The sequence below is a fragment of the Paraburkholderia sp. 22098 genome (assembly GCF_052045935.1).
Lineage (GTDB): Bacteria > Pseudomonadota > Gammaproteobacteria > Burkholderiales > Burkholderiaceae > Paraburkholderia > Paraburkholderia caledonica.
Window position 1 is genome coordinate 255636 of record NZ_JBQEPV010000002.1, and the last position, 17371, is coordinate 273006.

14 protein-coding genes are annotated in these 17371 nt (G+C 64.0%); 8 read left to right on the forward strand and 6 right to left on the reverse strand.

Features of this window, described 5'->3' with window-relative positions; genetic code table 11:
• Positions 1-5: 5 nt before the first annotated feature.
• From ACTJLB_RS04575 to glgC, 5 genes are all read right to left on the reverse strand, one after another.
• On the reverse strand, positions 6-1157 hold the full coding sequence (locus tag ACTJLB_RS04575; protein WP_408416987.1) for a branched-chain amino acid ABC transporter substrate-binding protein: 1152 nt from the start codon (positions 1155-1157) through the stop codon (positions 6-8).
• Between the two features lie 412 nt (positions 1158-1569).
• Entirely contained in the window at positions 1570-2031 is a 462-nt protein-coding gene (locus ACTJLB_RS04580; protein ID WP_020069875.1) for a hypothetical protein, read from the reverse strand.
• A 157-nt stretch (positions 2032-2188) separates the two neighbouring features.
• Positions 2189-3055, reverse strand: a complete 867-nt coding sequence (pdxY, locus tag ACTJLB_RS04585) for a pyridoxal kinase PdxY (RefSeq protein ID WP_020069874.1) — start codon at positions 3053-3055, stop codon at positions 2189-2191.
• 262 nt (positions 3056-3317) lie between these two features.
• Positions 3318-4778, reverse strand: coding sequence for a glycogen synthase GlgA (gene glgA / locus ACTJLB_RS04590; protein ID WP_288827578.1), 1461 nt, complete (start codon positions 4776-4778; stop codon positions 3318-3320).
• A 103-nt stretch (positions 4779-4881) separates the two neighbouring features.
• Entirely contained in the window at positions 4882-6147 is a 1266-nt protein-coding gene (gene glgC / locus ACTJLB_RS04595) for a glucose-1-phosphate adenylyltransferase (protein WP_020069872.1), read from the reverse strand.
• Positions 6148-6788: 641 nt separating this feature from the next.
• On the opposite strand from glgC, the gene ACTJLB_RS04600 reads away from it, so the two are divergent.
• Positions 6789-7925 (forward strand): alpha/beta fold hydrolase, encoded by a 1137-nt coding sequence (locus tag ACTJLB_RS04600; RefSeq protein WP_440782606.1) that lies wholly within the window; start codon positions 6789-6791, stop codon positions 7923-7925.
• A 100-nt stretch (positions 7926-8025) separates the two neighbouring features.
• Here the strand turns inward: ACTJLB_RS04600 and ACTJLB_RS04605 are convergent, their stop codons facing one another.
• A complete protein-coding gene (locus ACTJLB_RS04605) occupies positions 8026-9021 on the reverse strand; it encodes an LLM class flavin-dependent oxidoreductase (RefSeq protein ID WP_027805161.1) in 996 nt (331 codons plus the stop codon).
• Positions 9022-9310: 289 nt separating this feature from the next.
• On the opposite strand from ACTJLB_RS04605, the gene ACTJLB_RS04610 reads away from it, so the two are divergent.
• The 7 genes from ACTJLB_RS04610 (at position 9311) to ACTJLB_RS04640 (ending at position 17238) form a co-directional block, all read left to right on the forward strand.
• Positions 9311-10426: an LLM class flavin-dependent oxidoreductase gene (locus tag ACTJLB_RS04610; RefSeq protein ID WP_087750346.1), complete on the forward strand. Its 1116-nt coding sequence runs from the start codon at positions 9311-9313 to the stop codon at positions 10424-10426.
• Positions 10427-10437: 11 nt separating this feature from the next.
• A complete protein-coding gene (locus ACTJLB_RS04615) occupies positions 10438-11283 on the forward strand; it encodes a class II aldolase/adducin family protein (RefSeq protein ID WP_088175127.1) in 846 nt (281 codons plus the stop codon).
• Positions 11284-11542: 259 nt separating this feature from the next.
• Positions 11543-12151, forward strand: coding sequence for a cysteine dioxygenase (locus ACTJLB_RS04620; protein ID WP_087750353.1), 609 nt, complete (start codon positions 11543-11545; stop codon positions 12149-12151).
• Complete coding sequence (locus ACTJLB_RS04625; protein WP_440782607.1) at positions 12148-13749, forward strand: rhodanese-related sulfurtransferase; 1602 nt, start codon at positions 12148-12150, stop codon at positions 13747-13749. Before ACTJLB_RS04620 ends, ACTJLB_RS04625 begins: the two co-directional genes overlap by 4 nt.
• 372 nt (positions 13750-14121) lie before the next feature.
• On the forward strand, positions 14122-15108 hold the full coding sequence (locus ACTJLB_RS04630; protein ID WP_440782608.1) for an ABC transporter substrate-binding protein: 987 nt from the start codon (positions 14122-14124) through the stop codon (positions 15106-15108).
• A gap of 586 nt (positions 15109-15694) precedes the next feature.
• Entirely contained in the window at positions 15695-16246 is a 552-nt protein-coding gene (gene bamE / locus ACTJLB_RS04635; RefSeq protein ID WP_020071449.1) for an outer membrane protein assembly factor BamE domain-containing protein, read from the forward strand.
• Positions 16247-16284: 38 nt separating this feature from the next.
• Positions 16285-17238, forward strand: a complete 954-nt coding sequence (locus ACTJLB_RS04640; protein ID WP_440782609.1) for a patatin-like phospholipase family protein — start codon at positions 16285-16287, stop codon at positions 17236-17238.
• Positions 17239-17371: the final 133 nt, after the last annotated feature.

Here is a 17371-nt window from a genome sequence, read left to right on the forward strand (position 1 = left end):
CGCGCTCAGGAGCCGCTCTTGGTCACGATCGGAACCCACGTGCCGTTCTTGACCTGATAGAGCGTCGATGCGCCGCTTTTCAGCGCGCCGGTGTTGTCGAACGAGATCTTGCCGGTCACGCCTTCGAAGTCGATTGCCTTGAGAACCGGCCGGTAGTCGGCGGGCGAGGTCGATTTGGCCTGCTGCATGGCCTTGATCGCGGCCCACGCTCCGTCGTAGCCGAACGGCGCATACGACAGGATCTCGCCGCCAAAGCGCTTCTTGAACTTCGCGGAGAAGTCCTTGCCGCCCGGCAGTTGCGCGAGCGGACGGCCGTATTCCCAGGCCATCACGCCTTCGGCTGCGTCGCCGGCAAGCTTGATGAACTCCGGATCCTCGACGCCGCCGCCGCCCACCAGTTGCGCCGTCACGCCGAGTTGCTTCATGCGCCTCGCGAAGCCCGCGGCCTGCGTGTCGAGTCCGCCGAAGAAGATCAGGTCCGCGTTCGCCGCCTTGATCTTGGTGATCTGCGTGCTGAAGTCGACTGCGTGATTGTCGGTGTATTCGCGCGCGACGATGTTGCCGCCATGTGCCTTGACTGCCTTCTCGAACTCGTCGGCTTCGCCCTGGCCAAATGCGGTGCGGTCGTCGATGATCGCAATGCGTTTCGCCTTCGACACCTCGACCGCGTAGACGCCTGCGTTGCCGGCATTTTGCGCGTCCGTGGAAATCACCATGAAGGTGTTTGCAAAGCCCCGGCCGGTAATGATCGGGTTCGTCGCGGCGGGGTCGATGACCGGGATGCCGGCCTGCTCATAAACCTGCGAGGCGGGAATCGTCGTGCCCGAGTTGAAGTGGCCGACCACCACCGAAACCCCCGCATCCACCAGCTTCTGCGCGACCTGCACGCCGATGCGCGGGTCCGCCTGGTCGTCCTGCGAGACGATCTGGAACTGCGCGACCTTGTCGCCGATCTTGATCTTCTGCGCGTTGGCTTCCTCGATAGCAAGCCGGACTCCGTTCTCGAGATCCTTGCCGTAGCCGGCATTGGCCCCGGTCATCGGCGCGGCGAAACCGATCTTCACCGGCAGGTCGTCGGCGAAACTGGCGAGCGGCGCGCCTGCGATCATGGCGCCAACGAACAGAGCAAGCGGTTTGAGCGTGTTGTTAAAACTCATGGTCTCTCCTTACTTCGACAGTTCCAGGTTATGAAAGCGGCAAGGCTGTGATGTGTGTCCGGCTTGCAACGAGAGACTAAAGAGGATGGCTCGCGATACACAATGCTGGAATACGCGCACTCGGGTTTGCACGCCGGTCATGTGGCGCGAATATAGAAAGCCAATATGCCGCCGTCTTGGCAGTTCGCTGCGCTTTGGATGAGAATTTCGGCATAAGCCGCGCGCGTGCAGGCGGGGCGCGTAACGCGCGGCAGGGCGGGGATGCGGATTACCGCACATGCTTAAGAGACGTAGGGGAAACGTTTAGGGCATGTGCGGGCGTGGTGCCGCGTCTGGGCGGCATGCAGCGGCGGTGAGTAAAGACAGACTCGACGCAATGCAACGCTTGTTGCGTCGAGCGGTGCGCCCGGCTCTAGCGCTCGCCTTGCTGGCGCAGCACTTCTTCGCGCAGACGCAGCAGGGGCGCCTTGGTTTCGTCGTCAGCCCATGTGTCGAGATCGTCGATCGCGCGCTGGCAGCCGTCGAGCACAAGGTCGAGATCCACTGGCACGCCGTTGTTCAGCGCGAACTCGATGGTCTCGGCAAACTGCTCGCACTCGTCTTCGCCATAGGAGATGTCGAGGTTGTCGGCGATCACTTCGGCGATGTTGCTGCGCGCCTTGTCGTCGGGCGTCACCATGTCGATGATGCCGCGCGCCACGGCTGGCGAGTAGTAAAGCGCGATGTCGAGCCACTGCGTGGGATCGAAGTCGGCCTGGTCGAACTGGTTCTCGAAGAACTCGATGGCTTCCTGTTCGTGCACCTCGTCCGCGTCGACGCTGATACACAACTGCTCGAAATACTCTTCCCGCTCGCTGCGGATATAACCGTCCATCGATGCCTCGTCTGCTGAAATGCCGGTGCCTGAAAAAGTTGCTGCGCGCGTGAGGCGTTGCTTCGCGCACGCGGCACGCATTATAGGACGACCGGCAGGCCGCCAAGGTTCCGTGCGGCGCAAAGCATCGCGTTGCCGCCTGCGGCGAGCGCAGCGCCTATGCGGTCTCCGCCACCCATGCGTCGAACCATTCGCGGGGCTGCGCTATTTCGTTTTGCGCGGCCACCAGTTCGAGCTCGTAGCGCCCGGCTTGCCAGGTCAGCTTGACGACGGCGTTGACTGCCGCGAGCGTGTGCTCGAACGCCGCGCGAATCGTATCGCCCAGCAGCGTGCGAGCGACGAACACCGCGCTCGTCAGATCGCCGACGCCTACCGGTTGCCGCGCGAACGGATAGAGCGGGCGCTGGCACATCCACGCCTCGCGCTCGGTCACCACCAGCATGTTGAAACGATCGGCGGGACTGTTGCGATCGAGCAGATGTTTGACCAGCACGAGCTTCGGCCCGCGCGCGATGATCTCGCGGCACGCGGTGACGGCTTCTTCGAGCGTCTCGATCTCGCGGCCAACGAGCCGCTGCAACTCGGTATGGTTCGGCGCCATGGCGTCGGCCATCTCCGGCATGGTGTTCACGAGGAATTCCTGGATGCCCGGCTCGACCTTGCAGCCGCTCGCCGCACCCATCACCGGATCGCAGAAGTACCACGCGCGGGGATTCGCGGCCTTTACGGCCTTGACGATTTCCAGTACCGATTGTGCCTGTTCCGGCGTGCCGAGGTAGCCCGAGAGCACGGCGTCGCAACGCGGCAGCATGCCAATGGCGCCGATGCCCTCGGCGAGTTCTTCCATCTGCGCGGCATTGATCGCCGTGCCGGTCCAATGGCCGTACTGCGTGTGGTTCGAGAACTGCACGGTGTTCAGCGGCCACACGTTCACGCCAAGCCTACGCATCGGGAAGACGGCGGCGCTGTTGCCCGCGTGCCCGAAAACGACATGTGACTGAATGCTCAGAACGTTCTTCGTCATGGTATGGCTCGCGCAGTCGTTCGTGCGCGATCGGTGAAAACGGGAGGGATGCGCGGCGACGGTGCCTCGGCATGAGCCGAATGCCGCGCGCGCAGGACTGCTTCAGACGCTGCAAGAATAATGCACGGTCTGCATCGTCAGGAAACAATACATGAGTTTGACGCGGGGCAGTTGATCCGTCCCCGTGCTGTTGCGCCGAACCATCACCAAAGATGTGCGGCGCCGCGCTGTTTGCGGCCCGGCCATTCAGGCAGGCACCGCCTCAGCAAAGCTCGCGATACAGCGCCAGGTAACGGTCTGCGGAAGCGCCCCAGCCGAAGTCCTGGCGCATCGCGCGCCGCTGCGCCGCTTTCCATTCGGTGCGCCGGCCATAGAGCGCGAACGCCCGGCGAATCGCGGCGGTGAGCCCGCGCGGCTGGAAGTGCTCGAAGACAAAACCGGTGGCGAGATCTTCGGCGAGATTTTCGAGCGATGCGTCCACCACGGTGTCCGCGAGACCGCCAACGCAATGCACGAGCGGCAGCGAACCGTAGGCGAGCGCGTAAAGCTGTGTCAGCCCGCAGGGCTCGAAACGCGATGGCACGGCGACCACGTCGCTGCCCGCGATGATCGTATGCGCGAGCTTTTCGTCGAAGCCAAGCTCCACCGCGACCGAATCGGGATGCGTCTGCGCGACACGTTTCAGGCCGTTCTCGAGCGCCGGGTCGCCGGTGCCGAATACGACCAGCTGGCCGCCGCGTTTGACAATTTCCGGCACGGTTTCGAGCAGCAGGTCGAGGCCTTTTTGCTCTGTGAGGCGGCTCACTACGCCGAACAGCAGCGCGTCGGATTTCTGCGCGAGACCGAAGCGTTTTTGCAACGCCTCCTTGCAAGCCAGTTTCCCGGCGAGCCGCGTGGAGGTGTAGCGATTCTCGAGGAGCGCGTCGCTCGCCGGGTTCCACACCGTATAGTCGACGCCGTTCAGAATGCCGGACAGGTCGTGCGAGCGGTTGCGTAAAAGAGCGTCGAGCCCGCCGCCTTGAGCCAGCGTCTGAATTTCGCGGGCGTACGTGGGGCTTACGGTCGTGATGCGGTCGCTGTAGTAAAGCCCCGCCTTCAGAAACGACAGCTGCCCATAGAATTCGACGCCATACATGCTGAAAAAATCGTCGGGCAGGCCGAGCTGGCCGAACTGATGCGCGGGGAAAACGCCTTGATACGCGAGGTTGTGCACCGTAAAGACGCTGCGCGCGAGCGCCCGGCCATGCTGCCTTTCGGCGGCTTTCAGATAGGCGGCGGCGAGTCCCGCATGCCAGTCGTGCGCGTGGACGATCTGCGGCGACCAGGCCGGATCGAGCTGTTGCGCGAGTTGCGCGGCGACCCAGCCGAGCAGTGCGAAACGCTGCGCGTTGTCGCCGTATGGCACGTGCTCGTCGTTCAGATAGGGATTGCCGGGCCGGTCATACAGCGAGGCCGCACGGATCGTGTAGACGATCAGTCCGTTCGACGGCAGCGTTCCCTGTTCGAGGGTGACGCCCGGCGCACCGAAACGGGTGCCTAGCTGGGCGACCGGCCGCACGTCGTGCAAGCCGGCAACCACCGACGGGAAGCCGGGCAGCAGCACGCGGACATCGGCGCCGCGCTCGACCAGCGCGGACGGCAACGCGCCCGCGACGTCGGCGAGACCGCCTGTTTTCAGGAGGGGATACAGCTCGCTTGCGACGTGCAGGGCGCGAATCGTCATAGGCTAAATTGGATTCCTTGATTGATGGTCGGGGAATGCTCGCAATACTGGCCGCGCGCCGCGCCGGGTGAAGCTACGGCAAGCGGCACGCAGCCGGTCGGACTCAGGTCGCTTCCTGCCGCAGCGATTCGGGCGTGACGAGCACGACGCCGTCGTCGGTGCGATAAAAACGCTCGGCGTCGGCCACCGGATCTTCGCCGATCACCGTGCCGTCCGGGATCGCGCAGCCGCGGTCCACCACCACTTTCTGCAAGCGGCAACTCGCGCCGACCGTGACCTGCGGCAACAAGACTGCCTCATTGATGTTACAGAACGAACTCACTTTCACATTCGACGACAACACCGAGCGCGAAATCTGCGAACCCGAGATCACACAGCCGCCGCATGCGAGAAGATTGTTGCCGGAACCTTGCAGACCCTTCAGATCCCGCACGAACTTGGCGGGCGGCAGCTGTTCCTGATACGTCCAGATCGGCCAGCTGCGGTCATAGAGGTCGAGCGTCGGAATCGTGGACGCGAGATCGAGGTTGGCGGCCCAATAGGCGTCGATGGTGCCGACGTCGCGCCAGTACGGCTCCACGTTCGGGTCCGACGATACGCACGACATGCCGAACGGATGCGCGATCGCCGTGCCTTGCGTGACGACGCGCGGCAGGATGTCCTTGCCGAAGTCGTGATCCGTATCGACGGTCGAGATGTTTTCCTCCAGCAGCGAGTACAGGTAGTCCGCGTTGAACACGTAAATGCCCATGCTCGCCAATGCGGTGTCCGGGCGGCCAGGTATTGCGGGCGGGTCGGCGGGTTTTTCCACGAAGCCGACCACGCGACGGTTTTCGTCGACGGCCATGACGCCGAAGGCCACCGCGTCCATGCGCGGCACCTCGATGCAGCCGACCGTGCAATCCGCGCCGCTATCGGCGTGATCCGCGATCATGCGCGTGTAGTCCATCTTGTAGATGTGGTCGCCCGCCAGCACGACCACGTACTTGGGGCGGATGGAGCGGATGATGTCGAGGTTCTGGAACACGGCGTCGGCGGTGCCGCGATACCAGTGCGCGCCTTCCACGCGCTGCTGCGCGGGCCACAGGTCGATGAATTCGCCGAACTCGCCGCGCAGAAAGCTCCAGCCGCGCTGCAGGTGGCGCAATAGCGAGTGGGCTTTGTACTGTGTGACGACGGCGATACGCCGGATGCCTGAGTTCAGACAGTTCGACAGTGCGAAGTCGATGATCCTGTACTTACCGCCGAAGTGCACGGCGGGCTTGACGCGTTTGTTGGTGAGCGGTCCGAGCCGCGTGCCTCGTCCGCCGGCGAGGACGATGGCGAGGGTAGTGCGTTGAAGGTCGTTCAGCCGTGCCGGAGTATCCATGTCCGTCTCCTTTGTCGACCGGACTTGGCGCTTTAGCGCTTAGTCCGGTCCCATGCAGTTTTATCGCGGTCGACCGGACTTGGCGCTTTAGCGCTTAGTCCGGTCCCATGCAGTTTTATCGCGGTCGACCGGACTTGGCGCTTTAGCGCTTAGTCCGGTCCAAGCGCTTTCCCCACGATGGACCAAACTTCGCGCTTCCGCGTACTCCGGTCACATGCCCGTCCTCTTTACGGCGCGATGCAATCCGTTACTTGCTACTTGTTACCGTTCCCCGCTGATGCCGGTTGCCCGGCTCTGCATATCCAGTCCCACTGCCGGGTCGCTGCACTGGCGAGCCCGTCCCGTAGTTCTAGCACCGATTCGCCTCGCGCGGGCGACGTTTGTCGTGCGCGAGGCGCCGCGCGCCCAACTGCGAACGATCGACCGTTGGGCGCCCGCGCTCCGTACGCCACGCCACATAGCCTGCGAGGTTCGCCGCGCAATATGCGTGCCACTTGGCGGCGCGCTGTGGCGCGGCTGGCGCTGCGTGCGCCGCTGCGCCGCTGCGCGGCTGACGGAGCCGTCGTAGAATCTTCGGCGGCCGGCGAGCAAGCCTGTGGGTGCTTGCGGCGGCCCGTGAACGTAAAACCAACCATGCAAAAATGTCGATGACCTTTCACCGCCTTTCCCTGCTTGCCGCATTGAGCGCCGCCACGTTCTGCGTTGCACCGGTCGCGGTACGCGCTGCTTCCGACGCATCCCCGAACAACGCGTCGACGGCCCCGTCCGTTATGTCGCAACTCGCACCGGCCAGCGTTGCGAGCGAGTCCGCTCAGCCGGTCGGCAACGACGGCCCGGCCTATGGGCCCGAGTTGGAAGGCTTCGACTATCCTGCGCCGGTCCAGCAATACGCGTTCACTTCGCAAGGCGTTGCATTGCACATGGCGTATATGGACGTTAAACCGGCGCACGCGAACGGCCGCACAGCAGTACTTCTGCACGGCAAGAACTTTTGCGCGGCGACGTGGGCCACGACGATTCATCGTCTGAGCGACGCCGGCTATCGCGTGATCGCGCCGGACCAGATCGGCTTTTGCAAGTCGAGCAAGCCCGAGCATTACCAGTACAGTTTTCAGCAACTGGCGCGCAACACGCACGCGCTGCTCGAATCGCTGGGCGTGAAGGACGCGACCATCATTGGTCATTCGACCGGCGGCATGCTTGCCGTGCGTTACGCGCTCATGTATCCGCAGGAGACGCAGCAACTGGTGCTTGCCAATCCGATCGGTCTCGAAGACTGGAAGGCGAAGGGTGTGCCGTCGCTGTCGGTGGACCAGTGGTACCAGCGCGAGTTGAAGACCACCGCCGACGGCATTCGCCGGTACGAACAGTCGACCTATTACGCAGGCCAGTGGCGCGCGGACTACGAGCCGTGGGTGCAGATGCTGGCGGGCATGTACCGAGGACAGGGTAAGCAGATCGTCGCGTGGAATTCGGCGTTGTTGTACGACATGATCTACACGCAGCCTGTTGTTTATGAATTCGGCCAGTTGCAGATGCCGACGCTGCTGCTGATCGGCCAGAAGGACACGACGGCCATTGGGAAGGACGCGGCGTCACCCGAGGTGCGTGCGAAGATCGGCCACTATCCCGAGTTGGGTAAAGCCGCGGCCAAAGCGATCCCTCATGCGACGCTGGTTGAATTCGCCGACCTGGGCCATGCACCGCAGATGCAGGACCCGCAGGCTTTTCATAAGGCGCTGCTCGACGGAATGGCGGCGCTAAAGGTGAACCGTTGAGCCGGTAAAGGTTGAAGCAGACCCGACGGGTCACAAGAAAAGTGCAATAAAGAAAAAGGGCGGTCGCGTATGCGCCGCCCTTTGTTCATCCAGTTGCGGTTTACTTTCCGCCGGCGAGTTCCTCATGAATTTCCGCGCCGATCTCGAACGACCGCAGTCGCGCCTTGTGATCGTAGATTTGCGCGGTGAGCATCAGTTCGTCGGCACCGGTTTGATCGATGATCGACTTCAGCCCCTCGCGCACCGCATCGCGATCGCCGATCGCCGTGCATGCGAGCGAATGCGCGACCGAGTTCAATTCCATCTCCGAAGCCGCTAGCCGCTCCACCGGCGGCTGCAATTGCCCCGGCGTGCCGCGCCGCAAGTTGATGAACTGCTGCTGAAGCGACGTGAAAAGACGCTGCGCTTCGTCATTGGTATCCGCTGCGAAGAGGTTCACGCCGACCATCGCGTAGGGCTTGTCGAGCGTCTCCGATGGCCGGAACTGCGAGCGATAAACCTGCAGCGCTGTCAGCAGGTAATCCGGTGCAAAGTGCGACGCGAACGCAAAAGGCAAGCCGAGCGCTGCGGCGAGTTGCGCGCTGAAGAGCGACGACCCCAGCAGCCACAGCGGCACATGCAACCCCGCGCCGGGCACCGCGCGAATCCGTTGGCCTGAGACCGGGTCCGCGAAATAGCGCTGCAATTCGGCGACGTCGTCGGGGAAAGAGTCCGCGCTGTTCTGCAAATCGCGGCGCAGCGCGCGTGCCGTGGATTGGTCCGTGCCCGGCGCGCGGCCAAGGCCGAGATCGATCCGGCCGGGATACAACGACTCGAGCGTGCCGAACTGTTCCGCGATCACGAGCGGCGCGTGATTCGGCAGCATGACGCCGCCGGAGCCGACGCGAATCGTCTTCGTGCCGCCAGCCACATAACCGATCACGACCGAGGTCGCCGCACTCGCAATGCCGGTCATGTTGTGATGCTCCGCGAGCCAGAAGCGGCGGTAGTTCCACCGTTCCGCATGCTGCGCGAGATCAAGGGTGTTCTTGAAGGCATCTGCGGGCGTTGCGCCCGCGATGACCGGCGAGAGGTCGAGGACCGAAAAAGGGATCATTGTCTGTTCGCTTGCTGTTTCTGGCGCTTTCACGCGATGGGACATTCTCCCAAAGCTTTCGGCTTTCTGCTGATGGCGGCGCGATGCCCACGTTCGCGAAAGGGTTTGTCTGTGCAAAGCGGACCGAGGCGACGGCGCCGCCGTTACATGCAAAGTCGATATAGATATGGACGATCGATATTTAACAAGCGCATGACGCGCTGCTACCTTGAACGCCTCCAGAGAGCACGGCATTTTGCGTGCGATGCCGCTGCCCCGCCGGGCAGCAACCATTCACGGAGGCACTCGCGTGTCCATCGAATTCATCGGCATGATCCAGACCCGGAAAGTATCGGAAACGCATGCGCCGCAAGGGCCCGCTGTCGACGTCGGCTATGTCGCGCAGTTCGCCCGCGCGCATGAGGCGGCGGGCTTCGACCGCATTCTCGTGCCGCACCATTCCACGAGCCCCGATGCGCTGCTTACCGTCGCGCATGCCGCGAGTGTGACGAGCAGGGTGCATTTCATGCTCGCCCATCGCCCGGGCTTTGTCGCGCCGACTCTCGCCGCGCGCCAACTGGCGACGCTCGACCAGTATTCGGGCGGCCGGCTCGCCGTGCACATCATTTCGGGCGGCGACGACGCGGAACAGCGTCGCGACGGCGACTTCCTCTCGCACGACGAACGCTATGCGCGCACCGACGAGTATCTGAACATCGTGCGTCGCATCTGGACCGACGCGAAGCCATTCGATCACCACGGGCAGTACTATCGTTTCGAACAGGGCTTTTCCGAAGTGAAGCCGGTGCAGCAGCCGCACATTCCGGTGTATTTCGGCGGCGCGTCGGCGCCTGCGCTCGAAATTGCCGGACGTCATGCGGATGTCTACGCACTGTGGGGCGAATCGAAGGCGCAAGTGCGCGAGCAGGTCACGCGCGTGCGCGCCGAAGCCGCGAAGCACGGTCGCACAGTGCGCTTCTCGGTGTCGTTCCGGCCGATTCTCGCCGCGACAGAAGCTGCCGCGTGGGAGCGCGCCGATCACATCCTCGCTGAAACGAGACGGCTGCGCGCGGCGCAAGGACTCGGGGTAGGCGGGCCCGCGCAAAGCGAAGGCGCGCGGCGTTTGCTGGCGGCATCCGGCGATTCGGATCGTGCCGACGAACGCTTGTGGACCGGCATCGCGAAGGAAATTGGCGGACGGTCGAATTCGACCGCGCTGGTCGGCACGCCGCAACAGGTCGCCGACACGCTCGCCGAGTACTACGCGCTGGGCGTCTCCACCTTTCTCGTGCGTGGCTTCGATCCGCTCGAAGACGCGATCGACTATGGGCGCGAGCTGATTCCCGCGACGCGCGAACGCATTGCGCGCTTGCGTAGCGCCGAGGGAGCCCAGGGCGCCGCGACGACCGAGACCTTGGCCGCATGACCGGAGTTGCGATGACCGATCTTTCTCACGCACGTCCGACCGCCGAACGCTCGGCGGTCGACGGCGAATCATCGACGTTCAGGCGCCACGCGCCGCTGCGTAAATTCTGGTTCGACGACGTGCCGCCGCGCGAAGGCGTCGCCGAAGAGCGGCGTTACCGTCAGGAGCGGCTCGCGGTCGCGTTTCGGCTCTTCGCACGCTACGGCTTCGATCAGGGGCTCGCCGGTCACATCACCGCGCGCGATCCGGAATGGCCCGATCACTTCTGGGTCAATCCGTTCGGCAAGCACTTTGGGCGCATCCGCGTATCCGATCTGTTGCTCGTCAATTCGCAAGGCGAGATCGTGGTCGGCGAGGGGCCCGTGAATCAGGCCGCTTTTGCGATTCATGCGGCGATTCACGAGGCACGTCCCGAGGTGGTCGCGGCCGCGCATACGCATTCGTTGTACGGCAAGGCGTGGTCCACGCTCGGCCGCAAGCTCGATCCGCTGACGCAGGATTCCTGCGCGTTCTACCAGGACCACGCATTGTTCGACGATTTCCGCGGCGTCGTGCTCGATACCGAAGAGGGCGCGCGCATCGCTGCGGCGCTCGGAGGCAACAAAGCGGTGATTCTGAAAAATCACGGCATCCTGACGGCGGGTCCGAGCGTCGAAGCGGCGGCCTGGTGGTACATCGCGCTCGACAACGCCTGCCACGCGCAATTGCTCGCCGAAGCGGCCGGCGCGCCGCAAGCCATTCCTCACGAGATGGCGGCGCTGACGCACGAGCAGGTCGGCCGCGCGAACGGCGCTTTGTTCGCCTTTCAGAGCCTGTTCGAAGGCCTCGTGGAAGCGGAGCCCGACGTGCTGACCTGAGCGCTTTTGCCGGAATTTCGCGGGAATCTCGCGGTTGATCGCAGCGCTGCTGCGGCGCCGCCGCGATGTCGCGGATAAATGGCACAAAGGCGGGCTAAGGTACGCAACGCCGGGCGACGGGCGGGCAACCACAGTCGAGCGGCGTGCTGAACTCGCACCGCTTTGGACCCCAATCTTCAACGCGGCGCTCGCTGCAGGTGCGCGAAGCGACCAGTGCCGCCCGCGCGCCGAACTTCCACATTATTCTGTCAAGCTATCCATGACCCAGACTCTGAGGCATGACCGGCTGCGCGCGTTCGTCGGCCGGATTGCGTCGCTCGTCGACGACGAAACGCCCGAAGCCGCGCTGCTCGAAGCGGGCGCTGTTGCGCTACGCGAACTGATTGCGCACGACGACTGGCTGCCCGATGCTTTCGCGCGGCCCGACCCCGAGCGCTACCAGCAGTTTCTATTGCATGCGGACTCGCGGCAGCGTTTTTCGATCGTCAGTTTTGTCTGGGGGCCGGGGCAATCGACGCCCGTGCACGATCATACGGTTTGGGGGTTGATCGGCGTGCTGCGTGGCGCGGAAATTGCGCAGCATTACCGTGCCGCGCCGCATGGCGATCTGGTCGAAGAGGGCGCACCGCAGCGCCTCGATACCGGTGCCGTGGCTGCGGTGTCGCCGCGCATCGGCGATATCCATCGCGTGCGCAATGCTTTTGGTGACCGTACGTCGATCAGCATTCACGTGTACGGTGGAAATATCGGAGCGGTAAGCCGCTCCGTTTATCCGTGCGGCGGTGGCCGCAAAAATTTTGTGTCCGGCTACTCGAACGACGTGTTGCCGAACATCTGGAATGTGTCAAAGGAGTCTCCGATCTCATGACATTCGAAAAAGATTTACGTACCCGATCTTATTCAGACGTGCGCCGCGCACTGCTCGAACGCGAGGAAATCGCGCTCGTCGATGTGCGCGAGGAAGATCCGCACGCGCGCAGTCATCCGTTATTCGCCGCGGACCTGCCGCTGTCGCGGCTCGAACTCGATGCACCGGTGCGCCTGCCGCGCCGCGACGTGCCCATTGTCGTGCTCGACGACGGCGAAGGGCTCGCCACTCGTGCGGCGGAGCGCCTGGCAGGCCTCGGCTACACCAGGGTCGCGCTGCTCGAAGGCGGTTTGCAAGGCTGGCGCAAGGCCGGCGGTGAGCTGTTCCAGGACGTCAACGTGCCGAGCAAAGCGTTCGGCGAACTGGTGGAAAGCGTGCGCCACACGCCGTCGCTGCCGGCGCAGCAAGTGCAGGCGCTGCTCGATCGCGAAGAAAACGTGGTCGTTCTCGACGCGCGCCGTTTCGACGAATATCAGACGATGAATATTCCCGGCAGCATCAGCGTGCCGGGTGCCGAACTGGTGCTGCGCGCGCGTGAACTCGCACCGGACCCCACGACGCGGATCATCGTCAATTGTGCGGGGCGTACGCGCAGCATCATCGGCGCGCAGTCGCTCATCAACGCGGGCGTGCCGAACCCGGTCGCAGCGCTGCGCAACGGCACCATCGGCTGGACCCTCGCCGGGCAGCCGCTTGCGCACGGCAGTTCGCGCCGGCCGCATCCGGTCGTCGACGATACGCTGCGCCTCGTCGCCGCCGACGGCGCGCGGGCGGTCGCCGATCGCGCGAAGGTAGGGCGCACGTCACGCGACGAAGCGCGCCGCTGGGCCGACGAGGCGGTACGCACCGTGTACCGCTTCGACGTGCGCACGCAAGAGGAATATGAAGCGGGCCATGTGCCGGGCTTTCGCCACGCGCCCGGCGGCCAGCTCGTGCAGGAAACCGAGATGTTCGCGCCGGTGCGCGGTGCGCGCGTGATCCTCGCGGACAGCGACGGCGTGCGTGCGAACATGACGGCGTCGTGGCTCGCGCAGATGAACATCGAGGTGTACGTGGTGGACGGTCTGACCGCCGCCGACTTCGCCGAAAAGGGTCAGGCGCCTGCCGCGCGCCTCGCGCCCCAGCCACCCGCCGCCGACGAAATCGCGCCGGCGGAACTCGCCGCGCTCCTGCAGTCGCCGGGCACGGTCGTACTCGATGTCACGAGCAGCGCGAACTATGTAAAGCGTCATATTCCAGGCGCGTGGTTCGCCATTCGCAGTGATCTGGAGAGGGCGGTGCACAAGCTGCCGGACGCCCAGCGTTATGTGCTCACATGCGGCAGCAGTCTGCTCGCGCGCTTCGCGGCGCCCGAGTTGGCGGCGTTGACCGGCAAGCCGGTGCAGGTGCTCACGGGCGGCACGGCGGCGTGGATCGAAGCGGGTCTGCCCGTGGAGAGCGGCGAGACGCGGCTGGCGTCGCCGCGCATCGATCGATATCGGCGTCCATATGAAGGCACCGATAACGCGCGAGAAGCAATGAACGCCTATCTCGAGTGGGAGTATGGGCTCGTCGCGCAACTGGCTCGCGACGGCACGCATGGATTTCATGTGATCTGACGTTGGCGTTCAAGCCCGCGCTGCGGCTGCCGTAGCGCGGGCTAAACCACCAACTGGCGACGTACCAGCGGCCACAGTGAGAACCTGGACGCGCCGCGCGCCCCAAGACGCGCGTTGCGTGCGCGCACTCCTTGAAGTGCCGTTCGATCGCCGCGCCGAACCTCTCGACCGATTGCTGCGATTCATCAAGCAGACGCGGGTGTCTTCATGACGATCCGCGAGGTGCTTCGTGCGTCTGACAACGCGCGCGTGGCCATTCTTTCAAACCTCGCACGCAATAAAAATTCGCATATTTGCATAGCAGAATAAGGCGTTTGTCTTAAATGAGCCGCTCGCTTATCGTCGCTGGAATCTCATTTGCAGGCCTTCCACATGACGCTACCCGGTTCTCTTTTTGCGACGTTCTCTGCGCTGCAACGCGCGCTTGTCAAAGCGCTCACAGCCGCTGTGCTGGCGATTCTCGCTTTGCTATTCGCAAGCGCATCGAATGCCGCCGATCTGCCCGTGCTTAAGGTCGGCGATCAATCGCTGCAAACGCGCGGCATTCTTGAGGCCTCGGGCCAGTTGAAAGACCTGCCGTACAAGATCGAATGGTTCAACTTTCCGGCAGCGCAACCGCTTGGCGAAGCGTTGAATGCGGGTGCCGTGGATGTCGGCGGACTCGGAGACGCGCCGCTCGTGTTTGCGCTCGCTGCCGGCGCGCGCGTGCGGGCCGTCGCCGCGACGCGGTCCAATCCACTCGATCTCGCGATCGTGGTCGGTCCGCAATCGCCGCTCACCGAGGTCGCAAACCTCAAGGGAAAGCGCCTTGCCACGACGCGCGGCTCCATCGGTCATTACCTCGCGCTCGCGGCACTGAAGAAGGCGAATCTGTCCGCGAGCGACGTCACGTTTGTGTTCCTCGCGCCGGCCGACGCCAAGGCCGCGCTTGCTTCGGGCAGCGTCGATGCGTGGTCGGTCTGGGACCCGTACACGGCGCTTGGCGAGTCGCGCGATCACGACCGCATCATCGCGAACGGCGTGGGTCTGTCGGAAGGGCTCAGCTATCAGGTCGCCACCGAGGCCGCGATTGCGGCCAAGCGGGCACAGTTAGCCGACTTTCTGCGGCGCGTGGCGACGGGGCAGCGTTGGGCGCTCACGCATCCCGATGAAGTCGCGGCGATGCAGTCGCGCGTCACCGGCTTGCCGACCGACGTGTTGAAGACGGTCTATCAGCGCGGTCAGGTGCATCCGGTCGCCATCGACGATAGCGTCGTGGCCGCGCAGCAGCGCACCGCCGACACCTACGAAGCAGCCAGCGTGATTCGCGCGCATCTGGATGTGCGTGCGAGTTTCGATCGCAGTTTTCCTCTACCCTGAGCACTCGCCTGCAACGAAATCCTCTGCAAATTCGGTGTAAACGCGCTCTCGTCTAAACCGTCCGATCCCGTTAGATTAACGTCACCTGAAGGCTTATCGAGGGACCAGGACGGCCATACAAGCAGCGGTTCGTCACTTCCGGCGATGGCGCAAGGTGAGCGGCCAAGGTCGTTCATCGCCGCGCTGGAACCGGACCGCTGCGCGTCGTCCACGCGCTCATCCCGGTCTTTCGCATCTTCCGTAGTCTCTTTTTTCTACGCGTCACCTCCGGTATCGGTCGCGAGCACCTCATTGCCGCCACGAGACACGCCGACGCTTTCCCACGGCGTCGCCTGTTTTCTTTCTGTTGCGTCTGTTGCTGTTTGCAATAAACCTCGCTTAGACAGCCTGATCCTCCAGAAAACGCCTGACGTCCCACGTTTTTCGCATGCGAGCACCGGCATCGCCCGGTCTCGGCGCGCCGGCGCGCGCTCGCGGTTTTTGCCGCACGCGGTTATCCTGTAGCGCGTTCCAAAGGATTCCCTTTGGTGAATCACTACACGAGCGGTGCGCACAGTCGCGCTCGCATCGATACAGGAATTTCGCTGTGAGCCTGAAATTGCCTATTGCCGCCATGCTGGCCGCGTGCATCGCGCTCACTGCGTGCGACGACCAACAGAGCGAGCGCGCCGTGCAAAAAATCAAGGAACTGTTCAACGCGGTGAAGCCCGACGCGCTGCTGCTGAAGAACATGACGCCGGGCGTCACGACCGAAGCGCAGATCCGCGAGCAGATGGGTAAGCCCGAAACCGAGCGCACCTATACGGACGGCTCGAAACGCTTCGAGTATCCACGTGGTCCGCAAGGTTTGAATACGTACATGGTGGACATCGACCGTGACGGTAAGCTTCAAGCAATCACGCAGGTACTGACCGCTGCGAACTTCGGCAAGATCCGCATCGGCATGAGCGAGGACGAAGTGCGACGCCTGCTCGGCAAACCGGGCGAAATTGCGGTGTTCCCGCTCAAGCCGGAGACGGTGTGGAGCTGGAAGTGGCGCGAGGGCGGTGTGACGGAAGAAGGCATTTTCAACGTGCACTTCGACCAGAACAGGAAGGTGTACACGACATCGCGCTCGGACGTGATGCGCGGGCGCTAGAAGCAACGACAAGACAGACGAATGGAAGGCGGGGAATCATGATACGTCGACGTCGATACAGCCGTATCGGGCTGGTGTTGGGGGGCGGCGCGGCTCGTGGCTGGGCGCATATCGGTGCGATTCGCGCGTTGCACGATGCGGGCATCAAGCCCGACGTGGTGTGCGGCACGTCGATCGGCGCGCTGGTCGGCGCCGTTTATGCGAACGGCGACCTTGACTGGCTAGAGGAGTGGGTGTCGCGCCTCACGTGGCAGACGGTCGTGCGACTGCTCGACTTGCGCCTTTCGGGCGGGCTGCTCGGCGGGCGCAAGGTCATCCAGCTTTTCGCCGACAAGTTCGACGGCCGCTCGATCGCGCAACTGAACATGCCGTTCGCGGCGGTCGCCACCGAACTCGATTCGGGCCGCGAGAGCTGGCTGCAGGACGGCAGTGTGGTCGACGCGGTGCGCGCGTCGATTGCGATTCCCGGCATCTTCACGCCCGTTTGGCACAACGGCGTATGGCTCGTGGACGGCGGGCTCAGCAATCCGGTGCCGGTGTCGGTCGCGCGCGGCATGCGGGCGGACTGTGTGATCGCCGTCGATCTGAACAACGACATTCTCAACGGCCGCGATTTCGGCGGCGCGGTGGTGGACACCCCGGCTATCGATCCCACCGCATCGCCGCCCGTGTCGCTGCGCCGTAACGGCAAGCCCTGGCCGCGCTGGCTCGCGCCCGCCGAAGAGCGCGTCACCGACGACGTTCGCGTGCCGCCCGCCCCGAGCGCACGTGTGCCTTCCATGCTGAGTTCGATCGCGCAAAGCATCGACATCATGCAGGTTCGGATTACCCGAAGCCGTCTCGCCGGCGAGCCTGCGGACATTCTGATCCAGCCGCGTCTCGGCGGCATGGGCATTTTCGACTTTCACCGCGCGGCGCCGGCCATCGAGGAAGGGCGCGCGGCAGTCGAATATATGCTGCCGGCGATTCGCGCGCGGCTCGGAATCGAATAGAGCCGCCTCGCGGTACGCCTTCGCGCTACGTAAAGTGCGACCCTGCGCCCCGCGCGAAGCCCGCGCCCGTCTATCGAAAAAGCGACCTCAAACTTGCGAAATCGCAGCGGCCACGGTTGCCCGCGTGGCGGCC